This window comes from Pseudomonas sp. LSJ-87, assembly GCF_032971465.1.
GTDB lineage: Bacteria > Pseudomonadota > Gammaproteobacteria > Pseudomonadales > Pseudomonadaceae > Aquipseudomonas > Aquipseudomonas putida_Z.
In genome coordinates, this window is the sequence record NZ_JAWJYQ010000041.1 from 25,463 (window position 1) to 44,954 (window position 19,492).

Here is a 19,492-nt window from a genome sequence, read left to right on the forward strand (position 1 = left end):
GCTAGTCTTAACTGTTGGCGGCCATCAATTGGCCGCCACCGTGACTACCAAGAGGCGCCGGCCATGTTCCGTGCGTCCACCACCTGATCAGGAGTGCACGATGGACCTGAACCGTCGGCAGTTCTTCAAGGTCGCCGCCGTCGGCCTTGGAGGCTCGAGCCTTGCGGCGTTGGGCATGGCCCCGACACCAGCATTCGCCGAGCAGGTGCGTCACTTCAAGCTGGCGCATACCAAAGAAACCCGTAACACCTGCCCCTACTGCTCGGTCGGCTGCGGCCTGATCATGTACAGCCAGGGCGATGCGGGCAAGAACGTCAAACAGAACATCATCCATATCGAAGGTGACGCCGACCACCCGGTCAACCGCGGCACCCTCTGCCCGAAAGGCGCTGGCCTGCTGGACTTCATCCACAGCCCGAGCCGCCTGCAGTACCCCGAGGTACGCAAGCCTGGCAGCAAGGAGTGGGTGCGGGTCAGCTGGGACGAGGCGCTCGATCGCGTCGCCGACCTGATGAAGCAGGACCGCGACGCCAACTTCATCGAAAAGAACGCCCAGGGGCAAACGGTCAACCGCTGGCTCACCACCGGTTTTCTCGCTGCTTCCGCCGCCTCCAGCGAGGCTGGCTACCTGACCCACAAGGTCGTCCGCGCAACAGGCATGCTGGGGTTCGATAACCAAGCTCGTGTCTGACATGGCCCGACGGTGGCAAGTCTTGCCCCGACGTACGGCCGTGGCGCCATGACCAACCACTGGTCCGATATCGCCAACGCGAATCTGGTCCTGGTGATGGGTGGCAACGCAGCAGAAGCGCATCCGTGCGGCTTCAAGTGGGTGACCGAGGCCAAGGCGCACAACAAGGCGCGGCTGATCGTGGTCGACCCGCGGTTTACCCGTACCGCTTCGGTGGCGGATTACTACGCACCGATCCGTACCGGTACCGACATCGCCTTCATGGGCGGGCTGATCAATTACCTGCTGAGCAACGACAAGATCCAGCACGAGTACGTGCGCAACTACACCGACGTGTCGTTCATCGTCAAAGAGAACTATGGCTTCGAGGATGGCCTGTTCAGCGGTTACGACGAGGCCAAGCGCGTGTATGCCGACAAGTCCGGCTGGGGTTACGAGCTGGGTGAGGACGGTTTTGCCAAGGTCGACCCGACCCTGCAGCACCCGCGCTGCGTGTTCCAGCTGATGAAGCAGCACTACAGCCGCTATACCCCGGAACTGGCGAGCATGACCTGTGGCATGCCGCAGGACGCCATGTTGAAGATCTGGGAAGAGATCGCTACCTGCTCGGTACCGGGCAAGACCATGACGATCCTCTATGCGCTTGGCTGGACGCAGCACTCGATCGGCGCACAGATCATCCGCAGTGCGGCCATGGTGCAATTGCTGCTGGGTAACGTCGGCATGCCGGGTGGCGGGGTCAACGCCTTGCGCGGGCACTCCAACATCCAGGGCCTGACCGACCTCGGCCTGCTTTCCAACTCGTTGCCGGGCTACCTGACCCTGGCCGGTGATGCCGAGCAGGACTATGCCGCCTATATCGACAAGCGTGCCTCCAAGCCGCTGCGCCCAGGGCAACTGTCGTACTGGCAGAACTACGGCAAGTTCCACGTCAGCCTGATGAAAGCTTGGTACGGCGCCAATGCCACCGCAGAGAACAACTGGGGCTACGACTGGCTGCCCAAGCTCGATGTGCCGGCCTACGACGTGCTGCGCATGTTCGAGATGATGGGCCAGGGCAAGGTCAACGGCTACATGTGCCAGGGCTTCAACCCGATTGCCGCGCTGCCGGACAAGAACCGCGTCACCGCGGCCCTGGGCAAGCTCAAGTGGCTGGTGATCATGGACCCGCTGGCCACCGAGACCTCGGAGTTCTGGCGCAACGCCGGGCCGTTCAATGATGTGGACACGGCCAGCATCCAGACCGAAGTGATCCGCCTGCCCACCACCTGCTTCGCCGAGGAAGACGGCTCGCTGGTCAACAGCAGCCGCTGGCTGCAGTGGCACTGGAAGGGCGCCGACGGCCCGGGCGAGACCCGCACCGACGTTCACATCATGAGCGAGCTGTTCCTGCGCCTGCGCCAACGCTACCAGGCCGAGGGCGGCGCCTACCCTGATGCGCTGATGAACATCAACTGGCCATACAAGGTCCCTGAAGAGCCATCCCCGGAGGAACTGGCCAAGGAAATGAACGGCTGGGCGGTGGCCGACGTCACCGACCCGACTGGCGCAGTGCTCAAGGCCGGCCAGCAACTCGCGGGCTTTGGCCAGCTCAAGGACGACGGCAGCACCGCGTCCGGCTGCTGGATCTTTGCCGGCAGCTGGACCGAGCAGGGTAACCAGATGGCTCGCCGTGACAACAGCGACCCGTACGGCATGCACCAGGTGCAGAACTGGGCCTGGGCCTGGCCGGCCAACCGCCGCATCCTCTACAACCGTGCCTCCAGCGACCCGCAAGGCAAGCCGTGGGACCCGGAGAAAAAGCGCCTGGTGTGGTGGAACGGCAAGGCCTGGACCGGCACCGACGTGCCCGACTTCAAGGTCGACTCGCCGCCCGAGGCGGGGATGAACCCGTTCATCATGAACCCCGAAGGCGTGGCGCGGTTCTTCGCCATCGACAAGATGGCCGAAGGCCCGTTCCCCGAGCACTACGAGCCGTTCGAGACGCCGATTGGCATCAACCCGCTGCACCCGCAGAACAAGAAGGCCACCAGCAACCCGGCCGGGCGGGTCTTCGACTCGGTGTGGGACAGCCTCGGCAAGCACGACGAGTTCCCGTACGCGGCGACCACGTACCGGCTGACCGAGCACTTCCACTTCTGGAGCAAGCATTGCCGGCTTAACGCCATTGCCCAGCCCGAGCAGTTCGTCGAAATCGGCGAGGTGCTGGCCAGCGAGAAAGGTATCAAGGCCGGTGACCGGGTGCGGGTGTCGAGCAAGCGCGGGCACATCGAGGCGGTGGCAGTGGTGACCAAGCGGATTCGCCCGCTCAAGGTCAACAACCAGACCGTGCACCAGATCGGTATCCCGCTGCACTGGGGCTTCACCGGGGCTACGCGGCATGGCTACCTGACCAACACCCTGGTGCCTTTCCTGGGTGACGGCAATACCCAGACGCCAGAGTCCAAGTCGTTCCTCGTCAAAGTGGAGAAACTCTGATGGCCAGCCAAGACATCATCGCCCGCTCGGCCACCACCACCGTACCGCCTTCGGTACGCCAGCAGCAGGAAGTCGCCAAGCTGATCGACACCACCAAGTGCATCGGCTGCAAGGCCTGCCAGGTGGCGTGTTCGGAGTGGAACGAACTGCGTGACGAGGTCGGCCACAACCACGGCACCTACGACAACCCCCAGGACCTCACCGCCGAGACCTGGACCCTGATGCGCTTCACCGAGCACGAGCGCGACGACGGCAACCTGGAGTGGCTGATTCGCAAGGACGGCTGCATGCACTGCGCCGAGCCAGGTTGCCTGAAGGCCTGCCCGAGCCCGGGGGCGATCATCAAGCACGCCAACGGCATCGTCGACTTCAACCAGGACCACTGCATTGGTTGTGGCTACTGCATCACCGGTTGCCCGTTCAACATCCCGCGCATCTCGCAGAAGGACCACAAGGCGTACAAGTGCACCCTGTGTTCCGACCGCGTGACCGTGGGCCTGGAGCCGGCCTGCGTGAAAACCTGCCCGACCGGGGCCATCGTGTTCGGCACCAAGGATGAGATGAAGGTGCATGCCGCCGAGCGCATCGTCGACCTCAAGTCGCGGGGTTACGACAAGGCCGGGCTGTACGACCCGGACGGCGTCGGTGGCACCCATGTGATGTACGTGCTGCACCATGCCGACACGCCGAAGCTGTACGCCGGCCTGCCGGACCAGCCGGTGATCAGCCCGCTGGTGGGGCTGTGGAAGGGCTTCACCAAGCCGCTGGCGCTGCTGGCCATGGGCGCGGCGGTGCTGGCCGGGTTCTTCCACTATGTGCGGGTCGGGCCACAGCGGGTGGAGGAGGACGAACACCCGGCACCTGCGGATGAAAGCGTGCACCAGGTGGACCCGTCGGTCCATGTCTATGATCCGACCAAGCCCGGTGGGCAAGGGGAGCAGCGACCATGAACGACAACAAACCCATCCTGCGCTACAACGCCAACGAGCGCAGCAACCACTGGGTCGTCGCGATCCTGTTCGTCCTGGCTGGTCTGTCGGGGCTGGCGCTGTTCCATCCGGCGCTGTTCTGGCTCAGCAACCTGTTCGGCGGTGGGCCGTGGACACGCATCCTGCACCCCTTCATCGGGGTGGCGATGTTCGTGTTCTTCCTCGGCCTGGTGCTGCGTTTCTGGCGGGCCAACTTCATCACTGCCAACGATCGCCTGTGGCTGCGCCGCGTGGACCGGGTGATGCTCAACAAGGAGGAGGGTGTGCCACCGATCGGCAAGTACAACGCCGGGCAGAAGCTGTTGTTCTGGACCCTGCTGGTGTGCATGCTGGTTCTGCTGGTCAGCGGCGTGGTGATCTGGCGCGCATACTTCAGCCATTTGTTCGGCATCGAGGTCATTCGGCTGTCCGCTCTGCTCCACGCCCTGGCGGCGTTCGTGCTGATCCTCAGCATCATCGTGCACATCTACGCCGGCATCTGGATCAAGGGCTCGATCGGCGCCATGCTGCATGGCTGGGTCAGCCGCGCCTGGGCGCGCAAGCACCATGAGTTGTGGTACCGCGAAGTGACCGGTGACAAGACGCCGGGCAATCACGGACGAAAAGAAGGATGAGCGCTTGAGCACGATACTCGAACCCGGGCAGATCGAAGCGTCGGCAGTGATGCCGCCGTTTCTGCACCTGCCCCCTGCCAACCTGTTCGAACTGCGCGCTGCGCGCCTGGAGCAGCTGGCCGAGGGCAATGCCCTTGGCGAATACCTGAAGCTGGTGGCTCGTTTGTGCCGTATCCAGCAGCAGCTTGTGGATAACCCGCCCGCTGGCATGCCGGTGGCCGAGGAGCGTCAGCGCCTGTGCATAAGTCATGGTTTGCCGCCACTGGCGGCGGACAGCCTGGTGCGTGAAGGGCCGTGGCTGGTCTGGTTGCAGACTTTGCTTGAGCACCTCGACGCGGACACCAGCGGTCCGTTGGGGGAGGCGCTGCAAGCCCTGCGCAGCAGTGACGACCATCAACGCAAGGGTTGGGGCATCGCCTTGCTCGCCGGCCAGTACGATGCCGTGCCCGCGGCGCTGGTGCCGTTCATCGGGGCGGCTTTGCAGGCGGCCTGGTCCAGCTGGTTGCTGGCGCTGCCCGCGCCAGAGCTCAAGCCCGCCGGCAGCCTGGCCCAGTGCCCGGCCTGCGGTTCGCCGGCGATGGCCGGGGTGGTGCGCAACCGCGGCAAGCACAATGGCCTGCGCTACCTGGCTTGTTCGCTGTGTGCCTGCGAATGGCATGTGGTGCGGGTCAAATGCGTGTACTGCGAGTCGAGCAAGGACCTGCGCTATACCAGCCTTGACGATGACCGCCATGCGCCGGGCAAGGCGCCGCTACGGGCGGAGTGCTGCCCGGAGTGCGAGAGCTACCTGAAGCAGAACTACCTGGAAAACGATGCGGCGGCCGAGCCGCTGGCCGATGACCTGGCCAGCCTGGCACTGGACATTCGCCTGGACGAGGAGGGCTTCCATCGGTTGGCACCGAACCTGATGCTCGCACCCGGGTAATGGAGAGTGTCTACACTGTAAGACCGAGTCGCCTTCTTCGCGGGTAAACCCGCTCCCACAGGGCCCGCGCAGCTTTTGAGGCTTGCACGGCCCTTGTAGGAGCGGTTTACCCGCGAAGAGGCCAGTACAGACAACGGATCAGTCCAAGGTAGTACCGCATGTCCTCCAGCCTAGCCAGCGACACCCCACGCCTGCCCTCCATCGACACCCTTTTGCGCCACTCGGCCTGCCTCCCGCTGATCGACCGCCACGGCCGCGACGCGGTCCTGGCCACCCTGCGGCAACTGCTCGACGATTTGCGCGACCCCGCCCGCACCGGCCAACTCAGTGCCGCCGAACTGGCCGCTGAAGTCCTGCTGGGCCGCACTGGCGAACGTTTGGCCACCCAGCAACGCAGCCAGGTCCGCCGTGTTTTCAACCTCACCGGCACCGTGTTGCACACCAACCTCGGCCGCGCCTTGTTGCCAGAGGAGGCCATCGAGGCCATGCAGACCGCCGCCCGCTACCCGCTCAACCTGGAATTCGACCTGGCCACCGGCAAGCGCGGCGACCGTGACGACCTGATCGAAGGCCTGATCCGCGAGCTGACCGGCGCCGAAGCCGTCACGGTGGTCAACAACAACGCCGCCGCCGTGCTGCTGGCGCTCAACAGCCTGGGCGCGCGCAAGGAGGGGATCATCTCCCGCGGTGAACTGATCGAGATCGGCGGTGCCTTCCGCATCCCCGACATCATGGCTCGCGCCGGCGTGAAGCTGCACGAAGTCGGCACCACCAACCGCACCCACGCCCGTGACTACGAGGCCGCCATCAGCCCACGTACCGGCCTGCTGATGCGGGTGCATTGCAGCAACTACAGCATTCAGGGCTTCACTACCCAGGTGCCCACCGCCGAGCTGGCGCGCATCGCCCACCAACATGACTTGCCGTTGCTTGAAGACCTTGGCAGCGGCAGCCTGCTTGACCTTACCCGCTGGGGCCTGCCCGCCGAGCCGACCGTGCGCCAGGCCCTGGCTGACGGCGCCGATATCGTCACCTTCAGCGGCGACAAACTGCTGGGCGGGCCGCAAGCCGGAATCATCGTCGGGCGCAAGGAGCTGATCGCCAGGATCAAGAAGAACCCGCTCAAGCGCGCGCTGCGGGTCGACAAGATCACCCTGGCCGCACTCGAAGCGGTGCTGGCGCTGTACCGCAACCCCGACCGCCTGGCCGAGCGCCTGCCCAGTCTGCGCCTGCTGACCCGCAGCCAGGCCGAAATCCAGACCCAGGCCGAGCGCCTGGCGCCAGAGCTCAAGGCCCGCCTCGGCGAACAATGGGCGGTCAGCGTGGAACCGGCGTTGGGCATGATTGGCAGTGGCAGCCAACCGGTGGCCCGCCTGCCGAGCGCGGCGTTGTGCCTGCGCCCGCAGGTGTCGAAGAAGCTGCGCGGGCGCAGCCTGCATGTGCTGGAGCGGGCCTTGCGTGACTTGCCGGTGCCGGTGCTCGGCCGTATCGCCGATGACGCATTGTGGCTGGACCTGCGCCAGCTGGATGACGAAGCCCAGTGGCTGGCGCAGTTGCCCGTCCTGCAATTGGGGCCGGTACAGTGATCGTTGGTACCGCCGGCCACATCGACCACGGCAAGACCGCATTGCTCCAGGCCCTGACCGGCCAGGCCGGTGACCATCGCCAGGAGGAGCGCGCCCGTGGCATGACCATCGACCTTGGCTACCGCTATGCGGCGTTGACCGAGGGGGCAGCGCTGACCGGCTTCATCGATGTACCGGGCCATGAGCGCTTTATCCACAACATGCTGGCCGGCGCCCACGGCATCGACCTGGTGCTGTTGGTGGTGGCGGCCGACGACGGGGTGATGCCACAAACCCGAGAGCACCTGGCGATCATCGAGCTGCTGGGCATCCCTCAGGCCCTGGTGGCGATCAGCAAATGTGACCGGGTTGAGCCGGCCCGCCTGGTCGAAGTGCAGGCACAGGTCAGCGAGCTTCTGGCGCCGGGCCCGTATGCTGGTGCACGGCAGTTTCCGTTGTCGAGTGTGACCGGCGAAGGTATCGATGCCCTGCGCCAGGCGTTGCTGGCCGCGCAACAGCGCGTGCGCCAGCGCAGCGTGCGTGGCGGTTTCCGTCTGGCCGTCGACCGCGCCTTCGCCGTTACCGGTGCGGGTGTTGTGGTCACGGGCACGGCGCTGGCTGGGCGGGTCAGTGCTGGCGACACCTTGTTGCTGGGCAAGGCCGGCAAACCGGTGCGGGTGCGTGGCCTGCATGCGCAGAACCAGGCCGCGCTGGTGGCCGAGGCGGGCCAGCGGGTGGCACTGAACATCGCTGCCGAACGGCTGGCGGTGGAGCAGGTGCGCCGGGGTGACTGGCTGGTGCCCGAGTGGCTGCATGCGCCCAGCGTGCGTGTGGATATCGAGCTGAACCTGTTGCCGGGCGAGACCCGTACCTTCGAACATTTCAGCGCTGTGCACGTGCACCTCGGTACCCAGGACGTAACCGCCCGGGTGGCCTTGCTCGAAGGTGAAACCCTGGCGGCGGGCCAGCGCATGTTCGCCCAGTTGCTGCTCAACGCGCCGCTGCAGGCGGTACACGGCGACCGTCTGGTACTGCGCGACCAGCGTGCCCAGCGCACCCTGGGGGGCGGCAAGGTGCTCGACCCGTTCGCGCCAAGCCGTCAGCGTCGCAGCGATGAGCGCCTGCGCCAATTGCAGGTGCTGCGTGATGCCGAGGACCTGGAGCAGGCCTTGCCGGCACTGCTCGCCAGCGCACCAGGGGGTATCGACCCACAGCGTCTGGAGCGGCAGTTCAATCGCCTGCGCGAAACCTGGCAGTTGCCGGAAGACGTGCTGGTGGTGGCCACGCGGCAGGGCCAACTGCTGTTTGCCAGTGCCCGGTGGCGGGCGCTCAAGCGCCAGGTGCTGGAGCAGCTGGCGCGGTTCCATGAACAGGAGCCCGACCAGCTCGGCCCGGACCGCGACCGCCTGCGCCGCTTTGCTGCCTTGCCGCTGGAGCGGCCCGCTTTTGTCAGCCTGCTGGATGAGTTGCTCGAGGACGGCGCCATTGCCAGCAGCGGGCCTTGGTTGCATCTGCCCGATCACAAGGTGCAGCTGAGCGAAGCCGACAGTGCGCTATGGGCAAATCTGCAACCGAAGCTGCTGGCGGGGCAATATGATCCGCCTTGGGTCAGGACGCTGGCGAGCGAGGAAAATTGTGCCGAAGCCGATGTGCGCCTGTTGCTGCGCAAGCTGGCCCGGCTGGGCCTGGTGCACCAGGTGGTACGCGACCTGTTCTACCCCGAGGCGACGCTACAGCGCATGGCAGAGCTGCTGCTGGGGCAGGCCAGTGAAACGCCGATAGTGCAGGTTGCCGCGTTTCGCGATATGTTGGGCATCGGTCGCAAGCGCAGTGTGCAGATTCTGGAGTACTTCGACCGCATCGGCCTGACCCGGAGGGTGGCCGATCAGCGTCACATTCGCGCCGACAGCGCCCTGGCCCAGCAGCAGGCCAGGCACTGAGTTCAAGGAAGGCAATCGCGCCCGGTGGCGCGGCCGGGCTTCAAACCCGGTTGGGGACGGCAGCCGTTCCCGGGCAGGTTCGACTCCCGCTGCCTTCCGCCATTTTCTTTTGCCTGTCAGGGCCCTATCGCCGGCAAGCCAGCTCCCACAGGTACTCCACAGGCCTCAGGCCTTGTGTTATCCCTGTGGGAGCTGGCTTGCCGGCGATAGGGCCAGACCAGGCAATACTCAGGCCCGTTCCCCACACAGGTCCAGGGCAAACCACCGCTCCGCCGTGTCGACATCCAGCCCGGCCCCCAGCAACGCAACCATCTTGGCCAGCGCCGCCTCCCGGGTCATGCCACCGCCACTGACCAGCCCGGCCCCGCGCAAGCGGTTACCCGCCGCATAGGTATCGAACACCACCGACCCCTCTGGGCACTGGCTGATAGCCGCCAGCATCACGCCCCGCTGGCGTGCCGCGCTCAGCACATCCAGCAACGCCTGGTCATCCGACGGCCCTGTGCCGCTGCCGTAGCACTCCAGCAGCAACCCCTGCACGCCGCTGCCCAGCAGTGCCTGCAAATGCCCGGTCTGCAGGCCCGGGAACACCGGCACTACCGCCAGGTTGACCGGCTGGCGCGGGTGCTTGTAGCCAAGTTCGGCTGGGATCGCCGTGGCGCGCTCACCGTCACGATGACGCGGCAGCGCGGCAAAGGCATCGAACGCCTCGCTGCGCAGCTTCGACGCCCGGCAGCCATGCAGCAGCTGCCCATGGAAGTACAGCTGCACACCATCTTCCAGCCCCTGTTCGAACTGGCGCAGTGCGCCGCACAGGTTGTCCCAAGCGTCGCTGTCCGCGGTACCCGCCGGCAGCATCGAGCCGGTCAGCAGCACCGGCACCGGCAGGCCCAGCAGCAGGAACGACAATGCCGCGGCGCTGTAGGCCAGGCTGTCGGTGCCATGCAGCACCAGCACGCCATCATGGCCAGCCACCTCTACCGCTGCGACGATGGCATCGCGCATCGCCAGCCAGTTGTGCTGTTGCATGTTGGCGCTGTCGAGCAGCGGGTTCAGTTCCTGCAGGGTCCATTGCACTTGGGGCGCATCGGCCAACTGGGCGAAGTGTTCACGCATCCGCGCTTCGAAACCACCGGCCGGCGCCAGGCCTTCCGGTGTTTCGAGCATGCCGATGGTGCCACCGGTATAGAGAACGAGAAGATTCTTTACTGCACGCATGGAAAGCATCCGTAGCGATGAGCGGAGAAAGAAAAGCCGCCCGCGGACGGGGCGGCTGGGCAGGAGAGGATATCAGCGCTGCGTCTGAGCTTGGCCGACTGCTTTGTCAGTGGCTGTTTCCGCCTGCGGATTGGCAGGCCAGGCATTGCGGTCCAGGTCCAGGTCGGTGAACTTGGCCGAGTCGAACACTGGCTGGTCGACGCCCGCCTTGCGCTGGTCGTCGTAGTCGCGCATCACCCGCAGGCCGACCTTGAACAGCAGGGCCAGGGCCACCAGGTTGACGAAGGCCAGGCAGGTCATGGTGATGTCGGCGAAGGCGAACACGGTCGACAGGTCCTGCATCGAACCCCAGACCACCAGCGCCAGCACCAGGCCACGGAACACCATCAGTACCACGCGGTTGCGGCTGAGGAACTGCAGGCTGTTTTCGCCCAGGTAGTAGTTGTAGAGGATGCAGGTGAAGACGAACAGCGACAGCGCCACGCTGACAAACACGCGGCCCCAGTCACCGACCACGGCGGCCAACGAGTTCTGGGTCAGGACGATGCCGTCACCTTCGAAGCCCGGGGTGTAGAAGCCCGACAACAGGATCAGCAACGCGGTGCAGGTGCAGATCACGAAGGTGTCGAGGAACACGCTGAAGGCCTGGACAACGCCCTGGGCACCAGGGTGTTTCACGGCGGCCACGGCGGCGACGTTCGGCGCACTGCCCAGGCCCGCTTCGTTGGCGAACACACCACGCTTCACGCCCATGACGATGGCGCTGCCGAGCAGGCCGCCGAATGCCGGGTCGAGGCCGAAGGCGCTCTTGAAGATGGTTTCCAGCATGGCTGGCACGTGCTCGATCTGGGTACCGATCACGTACAGGGTCACGCCGATGTAGGCCAGGGTCTTGACCGGTACCAGCAGGTCGGACACCGCGGCGATGCGCTTGATGCCGCCGATGAAGGTGATGGCCAGCAGCACGGCGAGGACGATGCCGGTGTGCTTGGGGTCGAAGGCAAAGGCGTTCTGCAGCGAGTGGGTCACGGTGTACGACTGCAGGCCGATGAAGGCGAAGCCGTAGGTGACCAGCAGCAGGATCGAGAACACGATGGCCATGCTTTTCAGCTTGAGGCCGTGCTGGATGTAGTAGGCCGGGCCACCACGGTACAGGCCGTCGCCATCGGCGCGCTTGTAGACCTGGGCCAGGGTGCATTCGAAGAAGCTGCTGGACATGCCCACCAGTGCGGTGACCCACATCCAGAACACAGCGCCTGGTCCACCCAGGGTCACGGCAATGCCGACACCGGCGATGTTACCGGCGCCCACGCGGCCGGCCAGGCTCAGCATCAGGGCCTGGAAGGAGCTCAGCTGGCCTGCCTGGCCACGCAGCGATTCTTTGAACACACCGAACATGTGGCCAAAATGGCGGAACTGGACGAACCGGGAACGGATGGTGAAGTAGCTACCCAGCCCTACGATCAGCACAATGAGAAGTTTCCCCGAGAGGAAATCGTTGAGTACTTCGAGCATTGGAAAATGACCTCGATTCTTATTGTTCGTGTGGAAAGATCAGCGGACGGCAGGCGCACCGCTATTCGTGGGGCGCATGGTTGGCTATGACAAGAGCGGTTACAATTTCGCGGGTTGCTCTGATTTGGTGCAACTTGATGCTACAATTGCGCCATTCGCGTCACCTGAGTCCCGAGTCATGAGCGATCATTTCGCTACCAACCTCAAACTGGCCTGCAGCCACTACCGCTCTATCTCTGAAGTTTGCCGCCAGCTGTCGATCAATCGCGCGCAGTTCAACAAGTACCTGAGCGGGCAGAGCCGCCCGACGGCCTACAACCTCAAGCGCATCGGCGATTTCTTCGGGGTCGAAGATTACGAATTGCATTTGCCACCCGAGCAGTTCAGCCGCCTGATCGGTGCTCGCGTGTCGACCCCGGCCGAGCAGCCTGGCGACCCGATCAGTGATCTGTTCCGTCCGTTGCACGCCCATGCGGGGAACCTGTCGCGCTATTGCGGTTACTACCTGGAATATTCCAACTGCATGTCGGTTCCGGGCACGGTCCTGGTGTCATTGGTTCACCTGTGGGAGGAGCGCGGGCAGTTCCTTTTCGAACGCCAGGAACGCCAGGAGCGTTCCAGCGCCACCAACCCCCATGCCGAGGTGCGTTGCCGCTATCTGGGAGCGGCGTTCCAGTTGCAGGACCGGATGTTCCTGGTCGATTACGAGTCGCTGACGTTCAACGAAATGAGCCAGACTATCCTCATCCCCAGTTTCAAAAGCCGCATTACCCGCCTCAACGGCCTGAAGGCCGGCGTATCCAGCGGAGACCGGCGCAACCCGGCCTGCACCCGGGTTGTGTGGGACTACCTGGGAGAGGAGATCAATCGCATAAATGTCTACCGGCAGGTAAAACTGTACCAGCCGGATGATCCCCGCATAGATGACGATGTGCGTGAGCGCCTGAGCGTGGGGCCGTTGCGGAACAGCCTGTTCGAGATCGAGTGATGTTTTCTTCAGAGAACAAGTTGATGTAACCATTCGCCAATCGGGTTGCCTGGGTCGAGCAGCAACTTGATTGCCATGATGCAGCAAACACAGACCAGCAATGGCTTGATCAGCCGTGGGCCAAAGTGCACTGCGCAGCGTGCGCCCAATTGAGCCCCCACAAAAGCCGCGAACGCCATCGCCAGCGCCAGTGGCCAGATGATCGCCCCGCTCAGTGAAAAGACTGACAATGCGCCCAGGTTACAGGCTGCGTTCAAAAGCTTGCTGGTGCACACGGCTTGTATCAAGTGCTGGCCCAAGAGGATCACGCAGGCCAGCATGAAGAACGAGCCGACACCAGGGCCGAAGATACCGTCATAAAAGCCAATGATCGGTGCAACCGCCACGCAGAACAGGCTGGTCGATACCTTTGCCTTGCGCGCTTGTTCATTCGGCTTTGGGCTGAAGGCAAAGTAGGCGGCTATCAGAATCAGCAGTGGTGGGACGCACGCCTGCAGAACGCTTTTGGGCACGTAAGTTATCGACAAGGCACCCAACGCCCCTCCGATAAACGACATGACAGCCATTGGACTGCCTCGTCGCCAGTCGATCATGCCTTTGCGGGCAAAGGCGCACGTAGCCGAAACCGTAGCCGAAGCCGCCTGGAACTTGTTGGTAGCAATTGCCGCCAAGGGCTCGATACCGGCAATGAACAACACCGGGAGCGTGATCAGGCCCCCACCACCGGCGATGGCATCGAAAAAGCCGGCCATCAGTGCCACCAGTGCGAGTGTCAGAACAAGCGTTACGTCGAATTCGATCATTGGGTGTTTTCCTGTGATCAGCCACGCACCAGCAGCGGGTCTTCAGCGAGCACCAACGGTACTGCGAAGGGGGAGTATCCGAATTGACGGATGAGCAGCCGCCGGTTGTCCTGGACCATGTCGCGGCCGTGCAAGGCTCGGCTGTTGTTGATCAACAATGCACTGTCAGGCTGCAGGACAAACGCCAGTGGTCGTGCGTTATCCAGTGCTTTCTGAAAGGCGTCGAAAGCGCGCGCCGCTGCGCTGCAGGCGCGTTCATTCAGGCTGAAGCGATAGCTGTTGTAACGAACAGAGAAACCACCATTGGGCTCGAATTGCAGCATTGAAACTGCTTTGCCTGCATTGCCCTGTCCGTGAGCGAAGCAGTCACTACGGGTGAAGTCGAAAGACGTTGAAGTCAGCGCAAGTGTGTCCAGGCTACCCAGGCGCTCGATGATTTCCCGGAGCGGGAAGACATTCGTAGGTTCATTGGCGGGGTTCCAGCGCGCAGTCAGAATCAGTGCAGAGGGGGCAGGGGAGTTGGCATTGGTGGAAATTGTCGAGCAGTTGTAGGGCGCTTCAGTGTGCGGCCCCAAGCGCAAGCCCGCATGCGAGCTGGTTTCAACTTCCAGGCAGGGATCTTCGTCGAGCCGCGGGACGCGGCCACCGCCCTTGAAGTTGCCGACCAGGCGAACCTGTTTGCCATCGTTGTCTATATCGAAGGCGAAACTGCGGTAGCGCACGAGCTCCAGCAGCAGTTGATTGCGGGAGGCAAGGTATTGGCAGCGAGGGTTTTGCGCCAGGGCGGAAATGTCGGGCAGGTACTCTGGTATTGGCTCGTTGGCACAAGGCATCTGCCTGTACATCAAGGCAGATAGCTGGCCTTCACTGAAGCGTTGTAACAGTGCACGCTGTTCCTCACTCAAGGCTTGCTCGAGTTGATCGGCGAATATACGAGCCTGAAGTGCTACTCCTTTGGCCTCCGGGCCACCCAAGTCAGCAATGGTCTGGCTTGCAAAGGTTATGGCCTTGCTTTGCTCCGGGCTGAAATCCAGGTATGCAACTTCCGAACGAGGCATTGAACGTTCCCTGTACTTGTTTTTGTGAAGCTCCCCGGTTGGCAAGTGGGGGAGTCAACTATTCAATGCGGTTGTGCTGCGGCATGGAAGTCAGCTCGTTCCTGGTATGTCGTAGGAGATTTCTGCCTGTGGTGTTATTGAACTGTGGAACTTTGGAATCACTACCGCCTGTGGCATCGAACGGGGCCGGTGTTGGACTTCCCTGGCAGGAAACCGCAAAATGGCCCCTTTCCTTCAATCAACCTCTCCGGATCTGCTGACTCTATGCGTATGCGCCTAATGCTGTTGGGTGGTGGCAATGCCCTCGGGCAAGCGCTGATTCGTCTTGGGGCCGAGGAGGACATCGCATTCCTGGCGCCGCGCCCGCCCGAGAACGGCTGGACGCCGGCCAGCCTCACCCAGCTGCTCGACGATCATCGTCCCGATGCCCTGGTCAACCTGGCCTATTACTTCGACTGGTTCCAGGCCGAGTCGGTCAGTGAGCAGCGCCTGGCCCAGCAGGAGCGGGCTGTGGAGCGGTTGGCGGAGCTGTGCCAGCACCACCAGATCACCTTGGTGCAGCCTTCCAGCTACCGCGTGTTCGATGGTTCGCGGGCCACGGCCTACAGCGAAAAGGACGAGCCGGTACCGCTGGGCCTGCGTGGCCAGGCCCTGTGGCGCATCGAGCAGAGCGTGCGCGCGGCTTGCCCGCAGCACGTGCTGTTGCGCTTTGGTTGGCTGCTCGACGAAAGCATCGACGGGGCGCTGGGCCGCTTCCTGACCCGCGCCGAGCAACCACAGGAACTGCTGCTGGCCGATGACCGGCGTGGCAACCCGACACCGGTCGACGACGCCGCCCGGGTGATCCTGTCGGTGCTCAAGCAACTCGATTGCAGTGCGCCGCTGTGGGGCACCTACCATTACGCCGGCAACGAGGCGACCACGCCGCTGGCGCTGGGCCAGGCGATCCTTACCGAAGCAGGCCAGTACCGCCAGCTGGCCGTGCAGGCGCCGACGCCGCAGGCCCATGCCGCACGGCCGGATGCCAGCGAAGAGCCGCAGCACGCGGTACTGGCCTGCAAGAAAATCCTTCATACCTTCGGCATCAAGCCGCGCGCCTGGCGCGCCGGCCTGCCGCCTCTACTGGACCGGTTCTACCGCCATGGCTGACGCCCCCATCCTGATCACCGGCGGTGCCGGCTTCATTGGCTCCCACCTGTGCGATGCATTGTTGGACAAAGGCTACGCCGTACGCATTCTCGACGATTTCTCCACTGGCCAGCGGGGCAACCTGCAGGTCGACCACCCACGCCTGGAACTGGTTGAAGGCGATGTTGCCGATGCCGGGCTGGTCACGCAGGTTGCGGCTGGTTGCAGTGCCGTGGTGCACCTGGCAGCGGTGGCCTCGGTGCAGGCCTCGGTCGAGGACCCGGTGCGGACCCACCAGAGCAATTTCATCGGCACCCTCAACGTGTGCGAAGCCATGCGCGTGCATGGGCTGCGCCGGGTGCTGTTTGCCTCCAGTGCGGCGGTGTATGGCAACAATGGTGAAGGCGAGTCGATTGCCGAAGACACCCCCAAGGCGCCGCTGACCCCGTATGCCGTGGACAAGCTGGCCAGTGAGCAGTACCTGGACTTCTACCGTCGCCAGCATGGCCTGGAGCCGGTGGTGTTCCGCTTCTTCAATATCTTCGGGCCGCGCCAGGACCCGTCCTCGCCGTATTCCGGGGTGATCAGCATTTTCTCCGAGCGCGCTGTGAAGGGTTTGCCGATTACGGTGTTCGGCGATGGCGAGCAGACCCGGGACTTCCTCTACGTGGGCGACCTGGTGCAGGTGATGGTGCAGGCGCTGGAGCAGCCGCAGGTCGAGGAGGGGGCGGTGAATATCGGCCTCAACCAGGCCACGTCGCTAAACCAGTTGCTGGCAGCGCTTGAGAAGGTGGTGGGTAGCTTGCCGGCGGTCAGCTATGTGGCGGCACGTTCGGGTGACATTCGCCATTCGCGGGCGGATAACCAGCGCTTGTTGGCGCGGTTCGAGTTTGCGCAGGCGACGCCGATGGTCGAGGGCTTGTCGCGGCTTCTGGGCAAGGGCTGAAATTCTTGGGGGCGCTTTGCGCCCCTATCGCCGGCAAGCCAGCTCCCACAAGAGCGAGTACGCGGTCCCTGTGGGAGCAACTGTCTTGTGCTGCCTGTACTGGCCCTATCGCTGGCAAGGCAGCTCCCCAAGTGATAGCCCATGGCTTGAGGTCAATGCGGTCGAGGTGGGAGCTGGCTTGCCGGCGATGGGCTGCGCAGCAGCCCCAGAATCACTCATGCCGCACCACTTTTCGCAGGCAGTCCCCGGCCGCCAGCACCCGCCCGTCCCGGGCCCGCACCTGCAGTGTTTCCAGCGCCTGCCCCGTATCACCATCCACCAACTCCGAACGCACCTCGCCCGCATCGAACAGAAACCGCTCCCCCCACTGCCTCAAGCCAACCACCACCGGGAATACCGATCGCCCTTTCTCGGTCAGCACATACTCCTTGTAGGCACTGCCATCCGACGCCGGCTGCAGCGTCAGGAGCCCGCTCTCCACCAGCCACTTCAGCCGTGAGGCGAGGATGTTCTTCGCCAGCCCCAGGTTCTTCTGGAATTCACTGAAGCGCCGCAGGCCATCGAAGGCGTCGCGCAGGATCATCAGCGCCCAACGGTCTCCCAGCACCTCCAGGGCCCGGGCGACGGGGCATTGCGTATTGTTTTCATCGAGCATGGACGGGGCCTTTCGTGATCATCTGGTTGCAGATTAAAACCACATTTGCTAAATAGCCAGCATGTGGTTTCAATTCGAAACCAGATTGACGAGGCCAGCCCGATGAACCCTGCACTTACACGCTGGATAACCCTGCTGCTGGCCATCACCAGCGCCATGGCTGTGGCGACTGTGTATTTCGCCCAGCCTCTGCTCGAGTCGATGGCCGCTGATCTGGGTGTGGCGCAGCAGCAGATCGGTTGGGTAGTAGGCGCGACCCAGGCGGGCTATGCACTGGGGTTGTTGCTGATCGTGCCGCTGGGTGACCTGATCGACCGCAAGCGCCTGTTGCTCGGGCAGTTGCTGTTCTCGGCCCTGGCGCTGGTTGGGGTAGGCATGGCGCCCAACTGGGCGCTATTGCTGCTGGCCCTGGCCATCACCGGGCTGATGGCGGTCATGGTGCAGGTGATGGTGGCGCATGCAGCGAGCCTTGCCGCCCCCGGCCAGCAAGGGCAGGCCGTGGGCACCGTCACCAGCGGCATAGTGCTGGGCATTCTGCTGGCGCGGCTGATCTCGGGCGGGCTTGCCGACCTGGCTGGCTGGCGCAGCGTGTACCTGATTGCCGCAGGGCTGTTGATGCTGCTGGCCCTGGTGCTGTGGCGCAGACTGCCCGCGGGGCAACCGGTGTTGCTGCGGTCTGGCTACCGGGCGCTGATCGTTGCCCAGTTCAGGCTGTACCGGCACGACCGGCTGCTGCGTCAGCGCGGGCTGTTCGGCGTGTTGATCTTCGCTGCGTTCAGCGTCCTCTGGAGTGCCATGGTCATGCCCCTGAGTGCCGAGCCACTGGCGCTGAGCCATACCGAGGTCGGTCTGTTCGGCCTGGCGGGTGTTGCCGGCACATTGGCGGCAGCGCGCGCCGGTCGCCAGGCCGACCAGGGGCTGGGGGAGCGCACCACCGGTCTGGCGCTGGTTCTGCTGGTGCTGTCATGGCTGCCCACGGCCTTCGTCGGGCATTCACTGATGGTCTTCGGGTTGGGTGTGCTGATGCTGGACTTTGCCGTGCAGGCGGTGCATGTCACCAACCAGAGCCTGCTGCTGGCCGGGCGTGGTGCAATGGCCAGCCGGTTGATCGGCGCCTACATGTGCTGCTATTCACTTGGCAGTGGAGTGGGGGCAGTGCTGGCGAGCTGGGTGTATGCCCATTGGGGTTGGGCAGCGGTGTGTGGGCTTGGGATGGGCATCAGCGCGGTGGCGCTGGGGTACTGGCTATTGCTGCAACGCGCGAGGGCGGCCGAAGCCGCCCTGCAGTGTTCAGGTCAGAACTTGTAGCCAAGGCCGACCATGTACACCCACGGGTCGACATCGACGTCGACCTTGGTCTTGCTGTAGCCCAGTGCGGACGGGCCATCGACGCTAGCCTTGGTGTCGATGTCGATGTACCAGACCGAGGCGTTGACCAGCAGGTTTTCGGTGAGCATGTAGTCCATGCCCAGCTGGCCGGCGAAGCCGACCGAGTCCTGCAGTTTCAGGTTGCTGAAGCCCTGCTGCTTGCGGCTGCCGCTGAGGTCTTCATCGAAGAACAGGGTGTAGTTGATGCCGACGCCGGCATACGGCTGGAACTTTGAAGTCGGTTCCATCGGGTAGTACTGCAGCGACAGGGTCGGTGGCAGCTGCTTGATGTCGGCCAGCTTGCCGTCCAGGCCACCGCCCAGGCCTTTGACCCCGACGGTGTGCTTGAACGGGGTGGCAGCCAGCAGCTCGAGGCCGACATGGTCGGTGAGCATGTAGGCGAAGGTCAGGCCCAGCTGGGTGTCGCTGTCCAAGGTCGCCTTGGTGCCCGATACCTTGCTGCCGTCGAATTTCAGGTCGCCGCTGCTTTCGTTGGGGGCAACGGTGATGGCACCGGCACGGACGATGACATCACCTGCCTGGTGGGCGTGGGCGACAGGGGCGGCGAGTGCCAGGGCCACGAGTGAGGCACCGAGCAAGGTCTTGTTCAT

At 64.0% G+C, this 19,492-nt stretch carries 16 protein-coding genes and 1 tRNA gene; 11 read left to right on the forward strand and 6 right to left on the reverse strand.

All coding sequences use genetic code 11. From position 1 onward, the window contains the following. Positions 1-100 precede the first annotated feature (100 nt). From fdnG to RYH74_RS21080, 7 genes are all read left to right on the forward strand, one after another. Positions 101-3,169 carry a formate dehydrogenase-N subunit alpha gene (fdnG, locus tag RYH74_RS21050; protein WP_317410071.1) on the forward strand — a complete coding sequence of 1,023 codons (3,069 nt, stop codon included), beginning with the start codon at positions 101-103 and terminating at the stop codon, positions 3,167-3,169. Then, positions 3,169-4,119, forward strand: a complete 951-nt coding sequence (gene fdxH, locus RYH74_RS21055) for a formate dehydrogenase subunit beta (RefSeq protein ID WP_025337500.1) — start codon at positions 3,169-3,171, stop codon at positions 4,117-4,119. Before fdnG ends, fdxH begins: the two co-directional genes overlap by 1 nt. Continuing rightward, a complete protein-coding gene (locus tag RYH74_RS21060) occupies positions 4,116-4,772 on the forward strand; it encodes a formate dehydrogenase subunit gamma (protein ID WP_075044437.1) in 657 nt (218 codons plus the stop codon). The genes fdxH and RYH74_RS21060 overlap by 4 nt, the downstream gene beginning before the upstream one ends. A gap of 4 nt (positions 4,773-4,776) precedes the next feature. Next, positions 4,777-5,697, forward strand: a complete 921-nt coding sequence (fdhE, locus tag RYH74_RS21065; RefSeq protein ID WP_317410072.1) for a formate dehydrogenase accessory protein FdhE — start codon at positions 4,777-4,779, stop codon at positions 5,695-5,697. A 158-nt stretch (positions 5,698-5,855) separates the two neighbouring features. Further along, positions 5,856-7,283 carry an L-seryl-tRNA(Sec) selenium transferase gene (gene selA / locus RYH74_RS21070; protein WP_317410073.1) on the forward strand — a complete coding sequence of 476 codons (1,428 nt, stop codon included), beginning with the start codon at positions 5,856-5,858 and terminating at the stop codon, positions 7,281-7,283. Beyond that, on the forward strand, positions 7,280-9,202 hold the full coding sequence (gene selB / locus RYH74_RS21075) for a selenocysteine-specific translation elongation factor (RefSeq protein WP_317410074.1): 1,923 nt from the start codon (positions 7,280-7,282) through the stop codon (positions 9,200-9,202). Before selA ends, selB begins: the two co-directional genes overlap by 4 nt. Positions 9,203-9,208: 6 nt before the next feature. Next, positions 9,209-9,304: transfer RNA gene (locus RYH74_RS21080), tRNA-Sec, on the forward strand. 126 nt (positions 9,305-9,430) lie between these two features. Here the strand turns inward: RYH74_RS21080 and RYH74_RS21085 are convergent. Next, positions 9,431-10,420: an asparaginase gene (locus tag RYH74_RS21085; RefSeq protein WP_410903142.1), complete on the reverse strand. Its 990-nt coding sequence runs from the start codon at positions 10,418-10,420 to the stop codon at positions 9,431-9,433. Between the two features lie 72 nt (positions 10,421-10,492). Then, positions 10,493-11,935 carry an alanine/glycine:cation symporter family protein gene (locus tag RYH74_RS21090; protein ID WP_025337506.1) on the reverse strand — a complete coding sequence of 481 codons (1,443 nt, stop codon included), beginning with the start codon at positions 11,933-11,935 and terminating at the stop codon, positions 10,493-10,495. A 178-nt stretch (positions 11,936-12,113) separates the two neighbouring features. Here RYH74_RS21090 and RYH74_RS21095 point away from each other — a divergent pair, with 178 nt between their 5' ends. Then, positions 12,114-12,923, forward strand: a complete 810-nt coding sequence (locus RYH74_RS21095) for a helix-turn-helix domain-containing protein (protein WP_025337507.1) — start codon at positions 12,114-12,116, stop codon at positions 12,921-12,923. An 8-nt stretch (positions 12,924-12,931) separates the two neighbouring features. Here the strand turns inward: RYH74_RS21095 and RYH74_RS21100 are convergent, their stop codons facing one another. Both RYH74_RS21100 and RYH74_RS21105 read right to left on the reverse strand, forming a co-directional pair. Further along, on the reverse strand, positions 12,932-13,726 hold the full coding sequence (locus RYH74_RS21100) for a TSUP family transporter (RefSeq protein ID WP_137162872.1): 795 nt from the start codon (positions 13,724-13,726) through the stop codon (positions 12,932-12,934). Between the two features lie 17 nt (positions 13,727-13,743). Continuing rightward, positions 13,744-14,784, reverse strand: coding sequence for a hypothetical protein (locus RYH74_RS21105; RefSeq protein WP_317410076.1), 1,041 nt, complete (start codon positions 14,782-14,784; stop codon positions 13,744-13,746). Positions 14,785-15,048: 264 nt separating this feature from the next. Between RYH74_RS21105 and RYH74_RS21110 the strand changes: the two genes are divergently transcribed. Beyond that, positions 15,049-15,933: a sugar nucleotide-binding protein gene (locus RYH74_RS21110; protein WP_038407862.1), complete on the forward strand. Its 885-nt coding sequence runs from the start codon at positions 15,049-15,051 to the stop codon at positions 15,931-15,933. Further along, on the forward strand, positions 15,926-16,858 hold the full coding sequence (locus tag RYH74_RS21115) for an NAD-dependent epimerase/dehydratase family protein (RefSeq protein WP_317410077.1): 933 nt from the start codon (positions 15,926-15,928) through the stop codon (positions 16,856-16,858). The genes RYH74_RS21110 and RYH74_RS21115 overlap by 8 nt, the downstream gene beginning before the upstream one ends. A gap of 211 nt (positions 16,859-17,069) precedes the next feature. Here RYH74_RS21115 and RYH74_RS21120 read toward each other — a convergent pair whose 3' ends face one another. Further along, a complete protein-coding gene (locus RYH74_RS21120; protein ID WP_317410078.1) occupies positions 17,070-17,513 on the reverse strand; it encodes a helix-turn-helix domain-containing protein in 444 nt (147 codons plus the stop codon). 102 nt (positions 17,514-17,615) lie between these two features. Here RYH74_RS21120 and RYH74_RS21125 point away from each other — a divergent pair, with 102 nt between their 5' ends. Next, positions 17,616-18,821, forward strand: coding sequence for an MFS transporter (locus tag RYH74_RS21125; protein ID WP_317410079.1), 1,206 nt, complete (start codon positions 17,616-17,618; stop codon positions 18,819-18,821). Here the strand turns inward: RYH74_RS21125 and RYH74_RS21130 are convergent. Continuing rightward, positions 18,809-19,492 carry an OmpW/AlkL family protein gene (locus tag RYH74_RS21130; RefSeq protein WP_025337513.1) on the reverse strand — a complete coding sequence of 228 codons (684 nt, stop codon included), beginning with the start codon at positions 19,490-19,492 and terminating at the stop codon, positions 18,809-18,811. The genes RYH74_RS21125 and RYH74_RS21130 overlap by 13 nt on opposite strands.